At 34.7% G+C, this 17,785-nt stretch carries 14 protein-coding genes; 6 read left to right on the plus strand and 8 right to left on the minus strand.

Annotated features, from left to right (window positions below):
- The first annotated feature begins 18 nt into the window (after positions 1-18).
- Both ATE84_RS15855 and ATE84_RS15860 read left to right on the plus strand, forming a co-directional pair.
- Positions 19-504, plus strand: a complete 486-nt coding sequence (locus ATE84_RS15855; protein ID WP_101448890.1) for an Lrp/AsnC family transcriptional regulator — start codon at positions 19-21, stop codon at positions 502-504.
- Positions 497-3,415 (plus strand): FAD-binding and (Fe-S)-binding domain-containing protein, encoded by a 2,919-nt coding sequence (locus ATE84_RS15860; protein WP_101448891.1) that lies wholly within the window; start codon positions 497-499, stop codon positions 3,413-3,415. Before ATE84_RS15855 ends, ATE84_RS15860 begins: the two co-directional genes overlap by 8 nt.
- A gap of 60 nt (positions 3,416-3,475) precedes the next feature.
- On the opposite strand, the gene ATE84_RS15865 is transcribed toward ATE84_RS15860, so the two are convergent.
- The 6 genes from ATE84_RS15865 to ATE84_RS15890 all read right to left on the minus strand — a co-directional run bounded on the left by ATE84_RS15865 (position 3,476) and on the right by ATE84_RS15890 (position 9,970).
- Positions 3,476-4,057: a tRNA-(ms[2]io[6]A)-hydroxylase gene (locus ATE84_RS15865; protein WP_101448892.1), complete on the minus strand. Its 582-nt coding sequence runs from the start codon at positions 4,055-4,057 to the stop codon at positions 3,476-3,478.
- Between the two features lie 180 nt (positions 4,058-4,237).
- Positions 4,238-5,074, minus strand: a complete 837-nt coding sequence (locus tag ATE84_RS15870; protein ID WP_101448893.1) for a UDP-2,3-diacylglucosamine diphosphatase — start codon at positions 5,072-5,074, stop codon at positions 4,238-4,240.
- A 200-nt stretch (positions 5,075-5,274) separates the two neighbouring features.
- Positions 5,275-7,131 carry a leucine-rich repeat domain-containing protein gene (locus ATE84_RS15875; protein WP_101448894.1) on the minus strand — a complete coding sequence of 619 codons (1,857 nt, stop codon included), beginning with the start codon at positions 7,129-7,131 and terminating at the stop codon, positions 5,275-5,277.
- A gap of 60 nt (positions 7,132-7,191) precedes the next feature.
- Positions 7,192-7,461 carry a hypothetical protein gene (locus ATE84_RS26615; RefSeq protein WP_101448895.1) on the minus strand — a complete coding sequence of 90 codons (270 nt, stop codon included), beginning with the start codon at positions 7,459-7,461 and terminating at the stop codon, positions 7,192-7,194.
- A gap of 18 nt (positions 7,462-7,479) precedes the next feature.
- Positions 7,480-7,665: a hypothetical protein gene (locus tag ATE84_RS15885; RefSeq protein WP_101448896.1), complete on the minus strand. Its 186-nt coding sequence runs from the start codon at positions 7,663-7,665 to the stop codon at positions 7,480-7,482.
- Between the two features lie 241 nt (positions 7,666-7,906).
- Positions 7,907-9,970, minus strand: a complete 2,064-nt coding sequence (locus tag ATE84_RS15890; protein ID WP_101448897.1) for a DUF11 domain-containing protein — start codon at positions 9,968-9,970, stop codon at positions 7,907-7,909.
- A gap of 226 nt (positions 9,971-10,196) precedes the next feature.
- Here ATE84_RS15890 and aroC point away from each other — a divergent pair, with 226 nt between their 5' ends.
- Together aroC and ATE84_RS15900 are read left to right on the plus strand one after the other, a co-directional pair.
- Complete coding sequence (gene aroC / locus ATE84_RS15895; RefSeq protein WP_101448898.1) at positions 10,197-11,261, plus strand: chorismate synthase; 1,065 nt, start codon at positions 10,197-10,199, stop codon at positions 11,259-11,261.
- 186 nt (positions 11,262-11,447) lie between these two features.
- The gene (locus ATE84_RS15900; protein ID WP_101448899.1) at positions 11,448-12,770 is read left to right on the plus strand and encodes a dicarboxylate/amino acid:cation symporter; all 1,323 of its coding nucleotides are present in this window, start codon (positions 11,448-11,450) and stop codon (positions 12,768-12,770) included.
- Positions 12,771-12,781: 11 nt separating this feature from the next.
- Here the strand turns inward: ATE84_RS15900 and ATE84_RS15905 are convergent, their stop codons facing one another.
- Complete coding sequence (locus ATE84_RS15905; protein ID WP_101448900.1) at positions 12,782-13,663, minus strand: LysR family transcriptional regulator; 882 nt, start codon at positions 13,661-13,663, stop codon at positions 12,782-12,784.
- 260 nt (positions 13,664-13,923) lie between these two features.
- On the opposite strand from ATE84_RS15905, the gene ATE84_RS15910 reads away from it, so the two are divergent.
- Positions 13,924-15,366, plus strand: a complete 1,443-nt coding sequence (locus tag ATE84_RS15910) for an aminotransferase class I/II-fold pyridoxal phosphate-dependent enzyme (protein WP_101448901.1) — start codon at positions 13,924-13,926, stop codon at positions 15,364-15,366.
- Between the two features lie 116 nt (positions 15,367-15,482).
- Positions 15,483-15,896: a hypothetical protein gene (locus ATE84_RS15915; protein WP_101448902.1), complete on the plus strand. Its 414-nt coding sequence runs from the start codon at positions 15,483-15,485 to the stop codon at positions 15,894-15,896.
- On the opposite strand, the gene ATE84_RS15920 is transcribed toward ATE84_RS15915, so the two are convergent.
- On the minus strand, positions 15,893-17,758 hold the full coding sequence (locus ATE84_RS15920) for a mucoidy inhibitor MuiA family protein (RefSeq protein ID WP_101448903.1): 1,866 nt from the start codon (positions 17,756-17,758) through the stop codon (positions 15,893-15,895). The genes ATE84_RS15915 and ATE84_RS15920 overlap by 4 nt on opposite strands.
- Positions 17,759-17,785: the final 27 nt, after the last annotated feature.

Below are 17,785 nucleotides of genomic sequence, written 5' to 3' on the forward strand. Positions count from 1 at the left end.
TTTAAATTTTTTAGGAGTATGAATCATTTTGATTATATAGATCAGCAGATATTATTACAGATACGTGAAGATGCTAGGAAACCTTTTTCTCAAATAGCAGAAAATTTAAAAATTTCTAATTCTTTAGTACATCAAAGAATTAAAAAACTTAAGCAGCGTGGTGTGATAAAGAAAGCTGAGTTTGTTGTAGATGAAAAACAGATAGGTTTTAAAACAAAATCTTATGTTGGTATTCGTTTGCGAGAGGCTAGATACGCAAAAGAAGTAGTTGATGGTTTAAAAAAAATTCCAGAAATATTAGAATGTAGCTATGTTTCTGGGCATTATGCTATTTTCATTCTTATTTTTGCATTTGACAACCATCATTTACGTAAGATTCTTTATGAACAGGTACATCAAATTGATGGAGTAGCAGGAACGGATAGTTTTATTTGTTTTGATACTAATTTCAAAAGGCAGGTTTCTTTAAATTCTTTAGGAAAGAATATTTCATACGATGGATAAAAGTATATTGACATCTTTACAAAACCAACTAGAAGGTCAACTAGAATTTGATACTTTGTTTACTGCTTTATACGCTACAGACGCTTCGGTATACCGTAGAATCCCATTGGCAGTAGCATTTCCAAAGTCAATACAAGACGTAAAAAAAATAGTTGCTTTTGCATCCCAGTACAATGTTGGTATTATTCCCAGAACCGCAGGGACTTCACTTGCAGGGCAATGTGTAGGAGATGGTATTGTGGTAGATGTTTCTAAATATTTTACTAAAATAATTGCAATAGATAAAACAAAAAAAACGGTGACCGTTCAACCAGGAGTAATACGGGATGATCTTAATCGTTTTTTGAAACCATATGGATTATTTTTTGGCCCCAACACATCAACATCTAATCGTTGTATGATAGGAGGAATGGTAGGGAATAATAGTAGTGGTACTACATCTATCCAATATGGGGTTACAAGAGATAAAGTCTTAGAATTGCAAACCATATTGTCTGATGGTAGTGAAGTTACCTTTTCTGAAATATCATCAAATGATTTTGAGGTAAAACGAAATTTGGATACTCTAGAAGGAGAAATCTACAAGAAAATCTATACCGAACTTTCTTCTAAAGAGGTTCAACAACAAATTGCTACTCATTTTCCTAAACCCGAAATCCATCGCCGCAGCACAGGTTACGCTATTGATGAACTAATCGATTCTGAGGTGTTTTTTGAAACGAAAACACATTTTAATATGTGTAAGCTTCTTACGGGAAGTGAAGGTACATTAGCTTTTACAACACAAATTACATTGCAGTTAGATGAGCTCCCGCCAGAAGAAGCGTTAATGATTGCAGCGCATTTTAGAACTATTGATGATTGTATGAGAGCTGTAAAGCCTGTAATGCAACATTCGCTATTTACTTGCGAAATGATGGATAAAACCATTTTGGATTGCACGAAAAACAATATCGAACAATTGAAGAATCGTTTTTTTATTGTTGATGATCCTGAAGCAATTCTCATGCTGGAACTTAGAGCAGATGATGCTGATCATTTAGAACAACAAAAAGACAACCTGTTAAAAACTCTGGATGATTCAAAGCTAAGTTATGCTAATCCAATTTTACACAGGAAAGAAATAGATAAAGCTTTAGAGCTAAGAAAAGCAGGATTGGGATTATTAGGTAATATTGTTGGCGATAAGAAAGCCGTTGCCTGTATCGAGGATACAGCGGTTGCTATCCCTGATTTAGCGGAGTATATATCAGAATTTGCTGATTTAATGAAGTCTTATGATCAACAAGCTGTGTATTATGCACATGCAGGAGCAGGAGAAATTCATCTTCGACCTATTCTGGATCTGAAAAAAAGTAATGATGTAATTCTATTTAAAAAAATAACAGATGATGTAGCATCTTTGGTAAAGAAATATCAAGGTTCTATGAGTGGTGAACATGGTGATGGTATTGTGAGAGCAGGGTATATACCTTTTATGATTGGGGAAGATAATTATAAGATTTTAGAACGCATTAAAAACACATTTGATCCTAAATCTATTTTTAACCCGGGCAAGATTATAGATGCCTATCCTATGGATCAAAAACTACGATATGAAATAGATAGAAAAGAACCAGAGATAGATACTATTTTTGATTTTACCGACTCGATGGGAATCCTAAGAGCTACAGAAAAATGTAATGGTAGTGGTGATTGTCGTAAGTCTGTAGAAGAAGGAGGTACCATGTGCCCCAGTTACCGAGCTACAAAAAATGAAAAAGATACTACTAGAGGTAGAGCAAATACACTGAGGGAGTTTTTAACCAATAGCGAAAAGGTTAATAAATTTGATAATAGAGAATTAAAAGAAGTTTTTGACCTCTGTTTAAGTTGTAAAGGATGTTCTAGTGAGTGCCCCTCTAATGTAGATGTAGCTACACTGAAGGCAGAGTTTGAATATCAATATCAAAAAGAAAATGGAGTATCGTTACGTACAAAGCTCTTTGCTAATAGTAATCGATTGAATGATATGGGGAGAATTGCTCCCGGTTTAACAAATTTTTTCTTTACAAATGCACTAACATCCGGGATTTTAAAATCTACATTGGGTATTGCTAAAAAACGAAATTTACCTTTGTTAAGCAAACAATCCTTAAGAGGTTGGTGTAATCAAAATATAAAAAAAATACAACCTGAGCGGTCTATAAAAACGGTATACTTTTTTATAGATGAATTTACAAATCATCTCGATGCCGAAATTGGGATAGATGCTATCGAGCTACTCGTTAAATTAAAGTATGAAGTAAAAATAGTTGATCATAAAGAAAGCGGGCGAACTTTTATATCGAAAGGATTATTAAAACAAGCCAAAACTCTTGCAAATCTTAATGTTGAAACCTTCAGTAATTATATTACAGAAGAAACTCCTCTAATCGGGTTAGAACCTTCTGCGATACTTACCTTTAGAGATGAATATTTACGATTGACTGATGATAAAGAAAAAGCAAAATCAGTGGCAGCACATACTTTCCTGATTGATGAATTCCTGCATTCAGAAATCGAAAAAGGAAATATAACTGCTGATTTGTTTACTACAGATACCAAAATAATTAAAATACATGGGCACTGCCATCAAAAGGCTTTATCTGGCATACATAATACATTTTCGATACTAAATTTACCTAAAAACTTCAATGTTACTATTATCCCATCTGGATGTTGTGGTATGGCAGGGTCTTTTGGATATGAGAAAGAACATTATGATATTAGTATGCAAATAGGGGAGCAGACCTTATTTCCGTCAGTTAGAAAAACACCCGAAAATACTATTATTGTTGCTGTAGGTACTAGCTGCAGACATCAAATAAAAGATGGGACGCAACGAGAAGCGTTACACCCCATTAGTATTCTAAAAAAAGCTTTATTGTAAATAAGATTTTAAAATTGGAAGTTTCAAAGAAATGTTAAGTTCAAAAATTATACTAAAATATCATCCATGTATAGTTTCAGAAGTGCCGTAGTTTTGAATAAGTTCTCCTTCAAATTTTAATAAATCTTCCCATTGTTTATCTACATCAATACCTTTTCCATATTTACGTGCAAAACCGATAAATGTGGTGTAATGACCAGCTTCACTAATCATTAAATCATGATAGAATTTTGATAGTTCAGGATCTTTTATTTTTTTTGAAAGAAGCTTAAATCGTTCGCAACTTCGGGCTTCGATCATTGCTGAAAATAACAACCGATTAACTAAGCTTTGCTTACGACTGCCACCTTTAATACCATATTTAAACAGTTCATTTACATAACTGTCTTTTCGTTCTCGACCTAATTTATAACCACGCTTTTTAATAATTTCATGAACCATTTCAAAATGCTGTAATTCTTCTTGTGCCAAAGTTAATAAATCGGTAACCAAATCAGTATGTTCAGAATTTAACGTAATAATGGTAATGGCATTTGTGGCTGCTTTTTGTTCACACCATGCGTGATCGGTTAAAATTTCTTCAATATTTGTTTCCGCAAGAGTTGCCCAACGTGGATCTGTTGCCAGTTTTAAACCAAGCATATTTGTTTTGTTTTAAGATAAATATAAAGTATTGCCAAAGATACGTTTTGCGATTTTTATTTCAATGATTCTGGCAACTAACTTATTAATATATGATTTTTCAAAATATTTATGTTCACATATCAATTGCTGGCATTAACTAAAAGGTGAGTATAGCTGATTATGATTTCTTGAGAGATGTTATTCTTGATTTATCATGAAAGAGGCTTGTAGAGCTTCGGTATTAATTTCTAAGCTTTCGGCCTCTTCAATTGATTCTTCATAGTTTTTCATCGATTCACTTTCATAGTGAACCAATTTCCACGCAGCATCATGGTATTCTAATGAAGTTAGATTTTCTATCCAGTCGCCAGAATTTAGATAGAGGCAGGAACCATTCTTATCACTATATTCTCGCATTTGAGGTTGATGAATATGGCCACAGATCACATAACTATATTTATTTTTAACAGCTAACTCTGCAGCAACATCTTCAAAATCATTGACATATTTTACTGCTTTTTTTACACTGTTTTTAATTTTCTTAGAAAGTGAGAATTTTTCTTTTCCTATACGTACCAGAAACCAATTAATAGCTTGATTAAAAAGAATAAGCATGTCATATCCCCAACCGCCTAACTTAGCTAACCATTTTGCGTTTTGGATTGAAGCATCAAAAACATCTCCATGAAAGAACCATGCTTTTTTACCATCTAATTCTAACACGAGTTTATCAACTAATTTAAAATGCCCCATTTGGGTGTCACTAAACTTACGAAGCATCTCATCGTGATTACCTGTGATATAGATAACCTCTGTTCCTTTTGATGCAAATGAAATGATCTTTTTGATAACCTTAAGGTGAGATTTAGGAAAGTATCGTTTTCTAAATTGCCAGATATCTATAATATCACCGTTAAGAATAAGAGTTTTTGGTTTGATACTATTTAGATAGTTGAGAAGCTCTTTTGCATGACATCCATAAGTACCAAGATGGATGTCAGAAATTACAACAAGCTCTACAATACGTTTTTTCATGCAATACAATAATATCACAAATAAAGCGAAGGTATTTTGAAATTCAATTACGATAACATAAGCATATTGTTAAGAAACCTTCACTAATTATTTGGAAATATTAATTGGGTATTAACAAATACTCAACGAACTTAGAGAAATAGACTAATATCCAATCCCGGTTTAACTCATGTAATAACCGAGATTGAATATTACACAACTTACTGGCAGGTTACCCCTTGATCTATATAGATAGCTGTTCCGTAGTTCGTTCTAAGGTTACATACTGCTTGAGGTATAGTCGTCAAGGAATTGTTTCGCAAAAACAACACATCTAAATTGGTCAGGTTCCCGATTTGAGAAGGGATGCTGGATAGGACATTACCTTTCAAATCTAAATACCATAATTTGGTTAGTTTCCCGATTTCTGAAGAGATACTGATTAGGGAATTGTTACTCAAAAATAACTCCTTCAAATTGACCAGATTTCCAATTTCTGAGGGGATGCTGGACAGGGAATTGTCTGCCAAAGATAATAAGGTTAAGTTGGCTAAGTTTCCTATTTCCGAGGAGATGCTAGTCAGGGAATTGTTAGACAAGTTCAAATTCGTTAACTTGATCAGGCTTCCGATTTGAGAAGGGAAGCTAGTTAGGGAATTGTTATTTAACTTTAAGTCTGTTAAATTGGCTAGGTTTCCAATTTCTTGAGAGATACTAGTTAGGGAATTGTTACCCAAGTGTAGGATCGTTAACTTGGTCAGGTTACCGATTTGAGAAGGGAAGCTAGTTAGGGAATTGTTACCCAAAAATAACCGCGTTAAATTGGTTAGGTTACCGATTTCCGAAGGTATGCTAGTTAGGGAATTACCTTCCAAGCTTAAATACCATAATTTAGTCAAGTTACCGATTTCCATAGGAATTACTGTAAGGTTTTTATTTCTTAAATTCAATCCGGTTACGTTTCCATTCTGGTGGGTTACCCCACTCCAGGAATCCATAGTTTGATCGGTGAGGTTCCAACCCAGGGTATTATTGAGATTCGTATTATAGAGTTTGATTAAAATTTCCCTATCTGATAATTGGACCACAACAGTCACTGTATATTCCTGTGTAGTACTATCTCCTGCGGTTACTGTATAGGTAAGAGCATTGGTGAAATCCTGCGTTACTTCATTGCCAGGTGATACAGTTGCCTGCTGGGCAGACAATGCTATGGTTGGCTTTAATGCAGTTACATCTGTTCCAGAAGGTACGGTTGCAGTAATAGTATGTGTAGTTTCATCGATCTCTGCAGTTACATCTGCTGAGAGGGCGGTATTTATTGAAGCTGCTAATACAAAGACAGTGATTGCTTTTTCTGTATTTGGAGCTATGGTTACCGTTACGGTATATCCTTGTGTGGTACTATCCACTGCAGTTACGGTATAGGTAACGGCATTAGTGAAATTTTGTACTATCTCATTACCTGGTGTTACTGTAGCTTGGGAAGACAAGGTAATACTTGGCTTTAATGCAGTCATATCTGTTCCAGAAGGTACGGTTGCGGTAATAGTATGGGTGGTTTCATCAATGGTAGCTGTTACATCAGCAGAGAGGGCGTTGTTTTGTGAAGCGGTAAATACAAAGGAGGTAATTGCTTTTTCTGTATTTGAGACTACTATTACCGTAACGGTATATGCTTGTTTAGACCCATCCTGTGCAGTTACGGTATAGTTACGAGCATTGGTAAAATCCTGTGCCATTTCATTACCCGGGGCTACAGTGGCTTGAGCAGACAGGGTTATGCTAGGTTGTAAAGCAGTTACATTCGTTCCGTAAGGTACTGTTACAGTAATGGTATAGGCGTTCTCATCGATCACAGCGGTTACATCCTCAGTCAAGGCGTTGTTTAGTGAAGTGGTAAATACAAAGGCGGTAATTGCTTTTTCATTACTTAAATCTGCTGCTGGTGGTGGCGTAGTATCATCATCGCTACTACAGCTATATTGCATAAAGAGCAAGACAATAAGTATTCCTGTTGTAAATAATTGTTTGAAGAAGTTTCTTTGTCTAGTGTGGTTCCAATGTATAGTAATCATAATTATAGGTTTTTATAACACAAAATTAGTTGGTGTGGTATTCTTAAGAAACCCTGTTTTCTATGAAAAATGCCCCCCTGTTTTCAGGAGGGGGTGACAACGCTTTATCATTAAAAGTTTACGTAAATCTTTTAGAATTGTTGTGCCATTATTCGTTTCAAGGTCACATATCACTTGAGGAATACTGGTCAGAGAATTGTTAGTCAAATATAGTTGTGATAAATTGGTCAGATTTCCTATTTCCGGGATGATCACCATAAGGTTTGTATCTTCTAAATCCAAACCTGTTACGTTTCCGTTCCGATGGGTTACCTCATCCCATGAATCCATGGTTTGGTCGTTAAGATCCTAGCCCAGAGTATTACCGTGATTTGCATTATAGAACTTGGTTAAAATTTCCTTGTCTGATAATTCGACTTCAACAATCGCTGTATTTACTTGTGTAGTTATTGTATAGGCAAGGGCATTTTTGGTAAAACCCTGTGCTGTTTCATTGTCCAGGGCTACAATAGTATGGGCATCCTGATCGATCACTGCAGTTATATCAACAGAAAGGGCAGGGCAATAAAGATTCCTGTCGTAAACAATTGTTTTAAGTGGTTTCTTTATCTAGTGTGGTTTCGGAGTATAGAGGTCATGAGTATATGGTTTTATAACACAAAATTAGTTGGTGTAGTATTCTTAAAAAAACCTTGTTTACAGTAAAAAATACAACCCCCTAAAATAGGGGGTTTTTAAATATAGTATAATTTTATTCTTTAGATATTAAGAGAGTTTAATTGGTCACAAATATAGAGTTTCCTCTAGTCCAATTATCATTGGTAAAAATTGTTTCCACACCATTTTTCCAGTATTTGGTTCCCCCAGTCATATATACATCATTATTAAAAATCATAGTGGATTCTGCTTTTCCACTAATGGCAGTTGACGAACCATTTTTCCAATACTGGTTTTCTCCTCCTATATATACATCACCATTGTTGGCCACTGCAATGGAATATGCTCGACCCGTACCACTTAGGTTAGTGCGTACGCCATTTTTCCAGTATCTTGGAGAATAACCAGTAGGTGATATTTCATACCCTACCACATGTACAACATTGTCAATAACCTTAATCGCCATTGCCCGAGCAAAACTACTTCCTGCACTTGTGTTTAGTGTTATTCTAGTACCGTTTCTCCAATATACGGCATCGACCCCTGCACTTCCTGCAACATATACATCGCCACTAACAACAGTTATATCTTCTGCTACAGAGGAACTAGTACTAGTAATAGTATAAGAAAGATATGTACCCACTCCATTTTTCCAATATCTTGCTTGCGCATTAACACCATCGTTTTGATACCCTGCTACATAAACATCTCCACTAGATACATATACTGAATTACCCTTAGCTCTACTAGTACTGGGAGATAAAGAGGTCTCTGATCCATTCTTCCAGAGTACTGCAAATTCGTTTTTAATTCCTGTAACATACACATCCGTACCAGAGACAAAAATGGAATTAGCCCTAGCATTATTAGTACTGGGAGATAAAAGGGTTGCTGTACCATTTTTCCAGAGTATAGCATCAGGATCTGTTCCACCGAGTGCCTCTCCTGCGATATAGATTTTTGTCGGGGTTATTGTACTGGTTGCACTATTATTTCCGGTAGTTGTATCGGCTTGTTCACCTGCTACGGTGGCTGTGTTTGTATAGTTACCTGTGGCCAGTACTGTGGCTGTTATATCCAAGGTGACGCTTGCTCCATTGCTTAAATTGTCAATAGACCAAATGCCTGTACTATTAGTATAGGTACCTGTCGATGCTGTAGCATTTACAAAAGTATAGCCCGATGGCAGGTTGTCAGTAACCTTAACCCCTGTAGCATCTTCAGGACCTTTGTTTGTAGCTGTTAGTGTAAAGATAATGTTGTTGCCCACATCTGGGGTAGCTATATTTACTGTTTTTGTGATCCCCAGATCTGCTGTTGGATTTGATACTGTTGGTGTAACTGTAGCACTATTATTGCTGACAGTTGCATCAGTTTGTTCACCTGTTATGGTGGCCGTGTTTGCATAGTCTCCAGTGGCAAGTATTGTGGCTGTTATATCCAGGGTGGCGCTTGCTCCATTGCTTAAATTGCCAACAGACCAGATGCCTGTGTTATTGGCATAGGTACCTGTCAATGCTGTGGCATCTACAAAAGTATAGCCCGATGGCAGGTTGTCTGTAACCTTAACCCCTGTAGCATCATCAGGGCCGTTGTTTGTAGCTGTTATTGTAAAGGTAATATTATTACCTACGCTTGGAGCAGTTGTATTTACTGTTTTTGTGACATCCAAATCTGTTTTTAGAGTTGATGCCGTTGGTGTAACTGTAAAAGTAACACTATTGTTGTCAGTAGTTGTATCGGTTTGTTCACCTGCTATGGTAGCGGTATTTGCATAGTCTCCCGTGGCCAGCACTGTAGCAGTTATATCCAGGGTGGCGTTTGCTCCATTGCTTAAATCGCCAACAGACCAGATGCCTGCGTCATTGGTATAGGTACCTGTCGATGCTGTGGCACTTACAAAGGTATAGCCCGATGGCAGGTTATCTGTAACTTTAACCCCTGTAGCATCGTCAGGGCCGTTGTTTATAGCTGTTGTTGTAAAGGTAATATTACTGCCCACATTTGGAGCAGTTGTATTTACTGTTTTTGTGATGCCTAGATCTGCAGTACTTGCAGCTTGAGTATCATCATCATCACTACAGCCATATTGCATAAAGAGCAAGGCAATAAGTATTCCTGTTGTAAACAATTGTTTGAAGAAGTTTCTTTGTCTAGTGTTGTTCCAATATATAGTAATCATAAGTATAGGTTTTTATAACACAAAATTAGTTGGTGTGGTATTCTTAAGAAACCCTGTTTTCTATGAAAAATGCCCCCCTGTTTTCAGGAGGGGTAGTGTGATTTTATTTTGTAAAAGGTTGTAATTTCCCCTAGCTTAATGACATTGAATCTAAATCCATTTTTTTCTATCATATTACTACCTTGTTTTTAAAGATTAAAAATTACATTTGCTAAAAATTGTAGGTATGGCAGGAAATACATTTGGTAATCTATTTAAGGTAACTACTTTTGGAGAATCACACGGAGTAGCGATTGGTGGAGTCATTGATGGCTGCCCAGCTGGTGTAACACTTGATTTAGAAGCTATTCAACAAGAGCTTGATCGTCGTAAACCTGGTCAGTCAGCTATTGTTACACAGCGTAAAGAGCCCGATAGTGTGGAGTTTTATTCTGGTATTTTTGAAGGTGTTACAACAGGTACTCCTATTGGTTTTGCGATCAAAAATGCAAATCAAAAATCTAAAGATTATTCTCATATCAAAGATTCCTATCGCCCGTCTCATGCAGATTATACTTATGATCAAAAATATGGTGTTAGGGATTATAGAGGAGGAGGACGTTCTTCTGCTCGTGAAACCGCAAGTAGGGTAGTAGCAGGAGCAATCGCTAAACAGGTATTGTCTGATATAAAATTTAACGCTTATGTAAGTGGTGTTGGTACTATTAAATTAGAAAAAAGTCATACTGAGCTTGATTTATCATTAACCGAAAGTAATATTGTACGATGCCCAGATCCTAAGTTGGCTTCGGAAATGGAACACTACATTAAACAAATTAGAAAAGAAGGAGATACCGTTGGCGGAATTGTAAGTTGCGTTATTTCTGGTGCACCTGTGGGATTAGGAGAACCTGCCTTTGATAAGCTACATGCCGAATTAGGAAAAGCGATGTTGTCAATCAATGCTGTTAAAGGATTTGAATATGGAAGTGGTTTTGCCGGATCAGAGCTAAAAGGAAGTCAGCATAATGATCTTTTTAATGCTGATGGTACTACACAAACTAATCTATCAGGTGGTATACAAGGAGGGATTTCTAATGGAATGGATATCTATTTTAATGTAGCCTTTAAACCAGTAGCTACAATTATGCAGGATCAGGAGACTATAGATAAAGAAGGTAATATCGTTACTATGCAAGGAAAAGGTCGACATGATCCTTGTGTAGTGCCCAGAGCAGTGCCTATCGTAGAAGCAATGGCTGCTTTGGTACTTGTTGATTATTGGTTAATGAATAGAACTATTAAGAAATAAATTGATAACCAGTTAAGTGGTTTAGTTTTGATATGAGGCAGTAAATTAATAATTACTTGTCTGTAAAACAGTTGATATATTAAAAAAAACAAACCTTTTATTTCGTATTTCGCAATTTCTATCCCTTTTTATTATTTTAAATTTATATATTGGGCGCTGTTTGGCTTAAAAAATTAAATTCTTCACATGAAAAAACTAGCACTGCATTGGAAAATTATGATCGGAATGATACTTGGTATCTTATTCGGATTTTTGATGACAACACTTTCATGGGGAAAGGGATTTACAGGAGATTGGATTGCTCCTTTTGGTACCATCTTTGTGAATTTATTGAAACTAATTGCAGTTCCGTTAATTTTAGCTTCTTTAATCAAAGGAATCTCTGATCTAAAAGATATTTCAAAATTTAAATTGATAGGAGGAAGAACTATTGTAATTTATGTTTTAACTACAGTAATTGCAATAACCATTGGTTTGTTGATGGTTAATGTTTTTAAACCAGGAAATGGGATTACTCCCGAAACTATAGAAAAACTCACTACAGAATATGCTGGTAATGCTAAAATATCTGAACGTATAGCAGAAGCAAGTAAACAAAAAGAAAGTGGACCATTACAGTTTATAGTAGATATGGTACCTCAGAATGCTTTTAAAGCAATGAGTAATAATAAAATGATGCTTCAGGTAATTTTCTTTTCTATTATCCTTGGTATTAGTATGTTATTGATAAAACCTGCACAATCAGAACCACTTAAGAAATTCTTTGATAGTCTAAATGATGTAGTGTTAAAGATGGTTGATTTAATTATGCTTACTGCACCATATGCCGTTTTTGCATTATTAGCCAATGTAGTCGTTACTTCTGATGATCCTGATATATTGTTGGCATTATTAAAATATGCTGGTGTTGTGATATTTGGATTAGCTTTAATGATTGTATTCTATTGTATACTCGTCGCTGTTATTACTAAGAAATCCCCATTATGGTTTCTAAAAGAAATCAGCCCGGCGCAGTTATTAGCGTTTTCAACTAGTTCTAGCGCAGCTACACTTCCTGTAACTATGGAAAGAGTAGAAGAGCATATTGGTGTAGATAAAGAAGTGTCTAGTTTTGTATTACCAGTTGGAGCAACTATCAATATGGATGGAACCAGTTTGTATCAAGCAGTAGCTTCGGTATTTATTATGCAAGTGCTTTGGCCAGAAGGATTAACGTTTGGTAATCAGATTACTATTGTATTAACTGCCTTATTGGCTTCAATAGGATCGGCAGCTGTTCCCGGAGCAGGAATGGTAATGCTGGTTATTGTATTAGAAGCAATTGGTTTCCCGTCGGATAAGTTACCAATAGGTTTAGCACTAATCTTTGCAGTAGACAGACCATTAGATATGCTAAGAACAACAGTTAATGTTACTGGAGATGCAACTGTATCTATGATCGTAGCAAAATCAGTTGGGAAATTGGGTGAACCCAATGTAAAAGAATGGGATGACGATTATCAGGGATAAGTAGATTGTGTTTAACTAACCGACCAATTTTTAAGCAATTCAAATAATAATGGATATTCTATTTCTCGTTCAGGATTCCACATCATAGTTAATTGCGCTTTCTGTTTTATATTTTTTAATTCAATTATTTTTATTGGAAACTCATGTCCATGTAATGAAGATACAGGTTCAAAAGAGATTCCTAATCCAGCTTCAACTAACCTGAAACCCGTACTGGCAGAATCGGTTTCGTGAATAATTTTGGGAGTAAAACCAGCATCAATACATATAGATTCAAGAATACGGACATAGTTTGGCCCATCTGCCACAGAAGGAAATATAAATTCTTCATTTGAAAATATCGAAAAATCGGTATAGTTATGTCTATCAACAGCATGATCTTCAGGTAATAGTATTACAAAATTGTCAATATGAAGTACTTTGCTTTTTAAGTTAAGTGGAACCAAGGGATTTGTAGCAAAACCTATATCTAATTCATTTTGTTGTAATGCCAGATATTGATCACGATTATTCATTTCTTTTAAAACAGCTTTTATGCCGGGAATCTGACGATTCATCGTTTTTAAAATTTCAGGAAGAATTGTTTGCATTATAGAATGTGTAAAACCTATGCTAATCTCTCCTGCATGACCGTGATGAATATTAGCCGTTTGTTTTTTGATTCTTTCTAGTTGAATAAGTAGCTTTTTTACTTCTTTTATAAAATGCTGACCCGCTGGAGTAAGTTTTACGTTACGTTTATCTCTTTTAAATAAAACAGCTCCAATTTGATCTTCTAGCTGTTTAATTTGTCTGCTTAAAGCAGGTTGAACAATATTCAATTCTTCTGCAGCCCTGGTAAAGTTTAATTTTTCAGATAAAACGACTACACTTTTTAATTGCTGAATGTTCATTAATCATTTTTTTTTATTAGTCTATCAAAATTAAGTATTTTTTATTATTAATATGGATCGCTAATTTTGAAATGTATAAATGTTTGTTTTATCCATTGCGCGCATATTGGAGAATTCTTGATCAAAATTAAGTTAGCCTGCCTTTCTGATAAATATTTTAGCATATTTAAAAGCTATAATTACTGGTTTTACAGGCTAGCTTTTTTGATGATCAATTTTTTATATAAATAATATTAAAAGATTTAATTCTAATACACAACATGCAGAATATAATACCAAAAACAGATATATTAGAAAAAGCATATGACCCGTCCGAATTTAGAAAAATGGGACATCAGGTTATCGATTTACTTGCTGATCACTTGGAGAAGGTTCAGACTGATCGAGAACATCCTGTACTTCCGTTTCGTGAGCCAGATGAAGAGTTAGCTTATTGGAAACAGGACTTTATTTCAGATTCTGGAACATTAGATGTGTTTAAGAACATTTTAGAGCATTCTATTCAAGTACATCATCCTAGGTATATTGGTCACCAGATTGCAGTTCCTGCATTGGTTTCGACTTTAGCGGGATTAATGTCTGATTTGCTAAGTAATGGTACCGGAGTATATGAGATGGGAATGGCATCCAATGCAATAGAAAAAATTGTTACTGATTTTGTTGCTGAAAAAATTGGGTATACCAAAGAAACTTCAGGTTTTCTTACTTCTGGAGGTACTTTGGCCAATCTTACTGCATTATTGGCTGCACGTAAAGCCAAAGCACAATCTGCAATCTGGGAACAAGGACATCAGGAAAAATTAGCGGTAATGGTTTCTGAAGAAGCACATTATTGTATTGATAGAGCAGCCAGAATTTTAGGTTTGGGAAGTAATGGAATTATCAAAGTACCTGTAGATAAAGATTTTAAAATAGATACCGGTGTATTAAATAAGTGCCTGGATAAAGCTAAATCTGAAGGGTTTCATGTGATTGCACTTATTGGTTGTGCCTGTTCTACTGCTACAGGATCTTATGATGATTTGGAAATGCTAGCTGATTTTGCAGAGGAGAATAATTTGTGGTTTCATATTGATGGAGCACATGGTGGTGGAGTGGTATTCTCAAATAAGTATCAACATTTAGCCAGTGGAATATCTCGTGCCGATTCTGTGGTTATAGATTTTCATAAAATGCTAATGACTCCTGCTTTAAACACAGCGTTAATTTTTAAGAAAGGAGAAAATGCATATCAAACATTTGCTCAGAAAGCCCAATACCTTTGGGATTCTCAACATACCAGAGAATGGTACAATTCGGGGAAACGAACTTTTGAATGTACAAAACTGATGATGTCTATTAAGGTGTATACAATCCTTAAAACGTATGGAGAAGAAATATTCGAAAAAAATATTGATAAACTTTACGATATGGGTTCGATTTTTGCAAAAATGATCAAAGAGCGATCTTCTTTTGAGTTAGCTCTAGAACCAGAAGCTAATATTATTAATTTTAGATATCTCAAAACAGATAGTAAAGATCTTAATACTCTTAATAATGCTATTCGTCAACGGTTAGTGAAATCAGGTAAATTTTATATTGTTCAAACAACGATAGGAGAACATCGTTATTTAAGAACTACAATTATGAACCCATTAACCCAGAAAGATGATCTGGTAGCTCTTTTGGACGAAATAGAACATATTGCAGAAACTTTGATTTAGTTAGATTCTTATAAAGTGATATGGTTGCATATTTTGATATTTAACATTTGTTAACGCAACGAATACTAAATGTAATTCATCTACTGTTATATAGATAGTAACCAAAAACAGTTGAGATGAAACATTTTATTTATATAGTGTTCTTATTTGCAATGATAGGTTGTAGTGGAGATGATGATGGTAACCCGGGTGATCCTATTCCTGATCCATCTGGTTTAGCAGGGGTGTGGAATTTAGTAAACGTTACAGGAGGGTTTGCAGGTATCAATCAGGATTTTAAAAAGGGAACTATAGTCTGGAATTTTGATGACACTAAAAAAAGAGTAGAAGTAACTAATAATAATCCAACTAGTGCGTCTACCGAGGATTTATTTCCAAGCGGAAATTATACTTTTTCAATTGTTACGATTAATGGTAATAAGGAACTGATCGTCAACGACAGAAACTTAGGTAATTTTGAAATTACTACTAATGAATTTGTCGTTGACGAGCAGTTTAAAGATGGTTTTCGGTATACATTTCAACGTTAAAGGTTGATCTGCTTGTTTTTTGGATACTTAACCTGATAAGAAAATTGTTTTTCTGCCTTTTGGTTGGGAGAAATATCTAGTTTCCAATTCATAATACCAGTTTTGGGATCATATTTGGCACTACCAGAATTTATATTACCCAGTTTGATTTCTTTATTCTGTGAAACAGGTATGCGATCTTCTAGAGTAATAAGGATTTTATTTTGTTTATTATTCTTGATACTTATTTTGTATCCACGATTTATAATTCTATTGCTACCTGTAAAGGATTTACTTTTAATATTGTCTAATCGTTCTCTTTTTACAACAATATTTGGGTCAACACCTAAAGAAATAGTCAAACTATCTGTGGTGGCCAAAGGATCAATATTTGTTTTACCAGCAAAACTACCTTCAAAATAGATATTCGCTTCTCCTGCTAAGAGGTTAAATTGTTCCCAGTTTCCTAATTTAGCAGTAAGAAACACATTTTCATTCAGTTCTGGTGCGATATAGTATTGATAATCAGCTTTCATGTCAAATTTATCAATAGCAATTACAGTAATATCGGCATTAGAATTAATGGTATGCTTTTTTTTGATTTTAAATCGGGTAGTGGTTATTCCTGATTCTTTGGTTTCGACGATTTGGTTGTACTCTTTTTTTTCTTCTTTTCTTCCGGTAGAAGAAAGACCACTAACTTTTCCTCGTAATTTAGAAGTTACAACTACTTCTTCTAATTCATGAGAATCTACTTCTAGAGCTATATTTATTGATGATGAATAGATAGGAATCATTTTATTGGTAAAACCGAGATACGAAAAAGAAAGTTCTCGACCACCTTGGATATTAATGGTGTATCTACCATCAAAATCTGTTTGTGCACCATTAGTTGTTCCTTTTTCTATGACATTAACTCCAGGAAGAGGTAGCCCTTGTTCATCTGTTATGATTCCAGATACTCTTCTTATAGTTGGATTGTATTTGTAAGAATATTTATTAACTGTATTACTTTTTCTATATCCTCGATATGTGAAATTTAAATATTTTGGGTTTAGATCTGGTTTTAGATTATTAGTATTAGGATCTCCCGTAGATAGAATGATATTAGCATTTTTCCAATCCGTACCTGTTTGTTGATATACATTCGCTTTATAAGTTATGTTAAGTGGTGATTCTGTGCTATTTGATTTAATATCATATAGAGGGAACCATCCAGCATTAGCAACATTATATCGTATTTCTAAGATCAAATTAGAGGCAGTAGGTGCGTCTAGTTTCAATTTGATCTCGCCTCGCTGTTCTTTGGTATGATCTTCAAGTTTATTGATCTCATTTTTATGATCTTGAATTTGATTATTTAGGTCATCTACTTTTTGAGTGAGTGTGTATATTTCGTTTTCTATTGCTGTTGACCTTTCTCGATAATAAGTAGAAATTTCTTTTACTTTCTCTAAAGAAATAGGAGAGGTGTCACTTCCAATACGTTGATTGTTATTTAGGAGTTTTTGTTCTTGTTGAAAACCTGATATACTATTGTTGAAATTATTTTTTTGCTGTAATATTGATTTTAATTGTTTTCTTAAAGAAGCTAATTCTTCAGAATCTTTTTTCTTATCTAGATAATTAATTACAAAATTTATGGCAAGAATGGACGTATTTTTTAATCCAGAGACTTGAATACTGTTTTCATCGATATTAGGAGACAAATTGGGTAATGTAATTTCATTAGCACCTGGAGTCAGGTTAACAGAGGCTGTTCGTTTTATTTGTGCTCCTTCAAGATACACAATTACCTCTTCTATTGTAGTTTCGGTTTTTTTTTCAGCACCGGGTGCTATTATAAATGAAAAAAACAAAAATAATATTGTATAGACTCTCATAGTAGTATGGTTTTAATTACAAAGCGA

Source organism: Aquimarina sp. MAR_2010_214, assembly GCF_002846555.1.
Classification (GTDB): domain Bacteria; phylum Bacteroidota; class Bacteroidia; order Flavobacteriales; family Flavobacteriaceae; genus Aquimarina.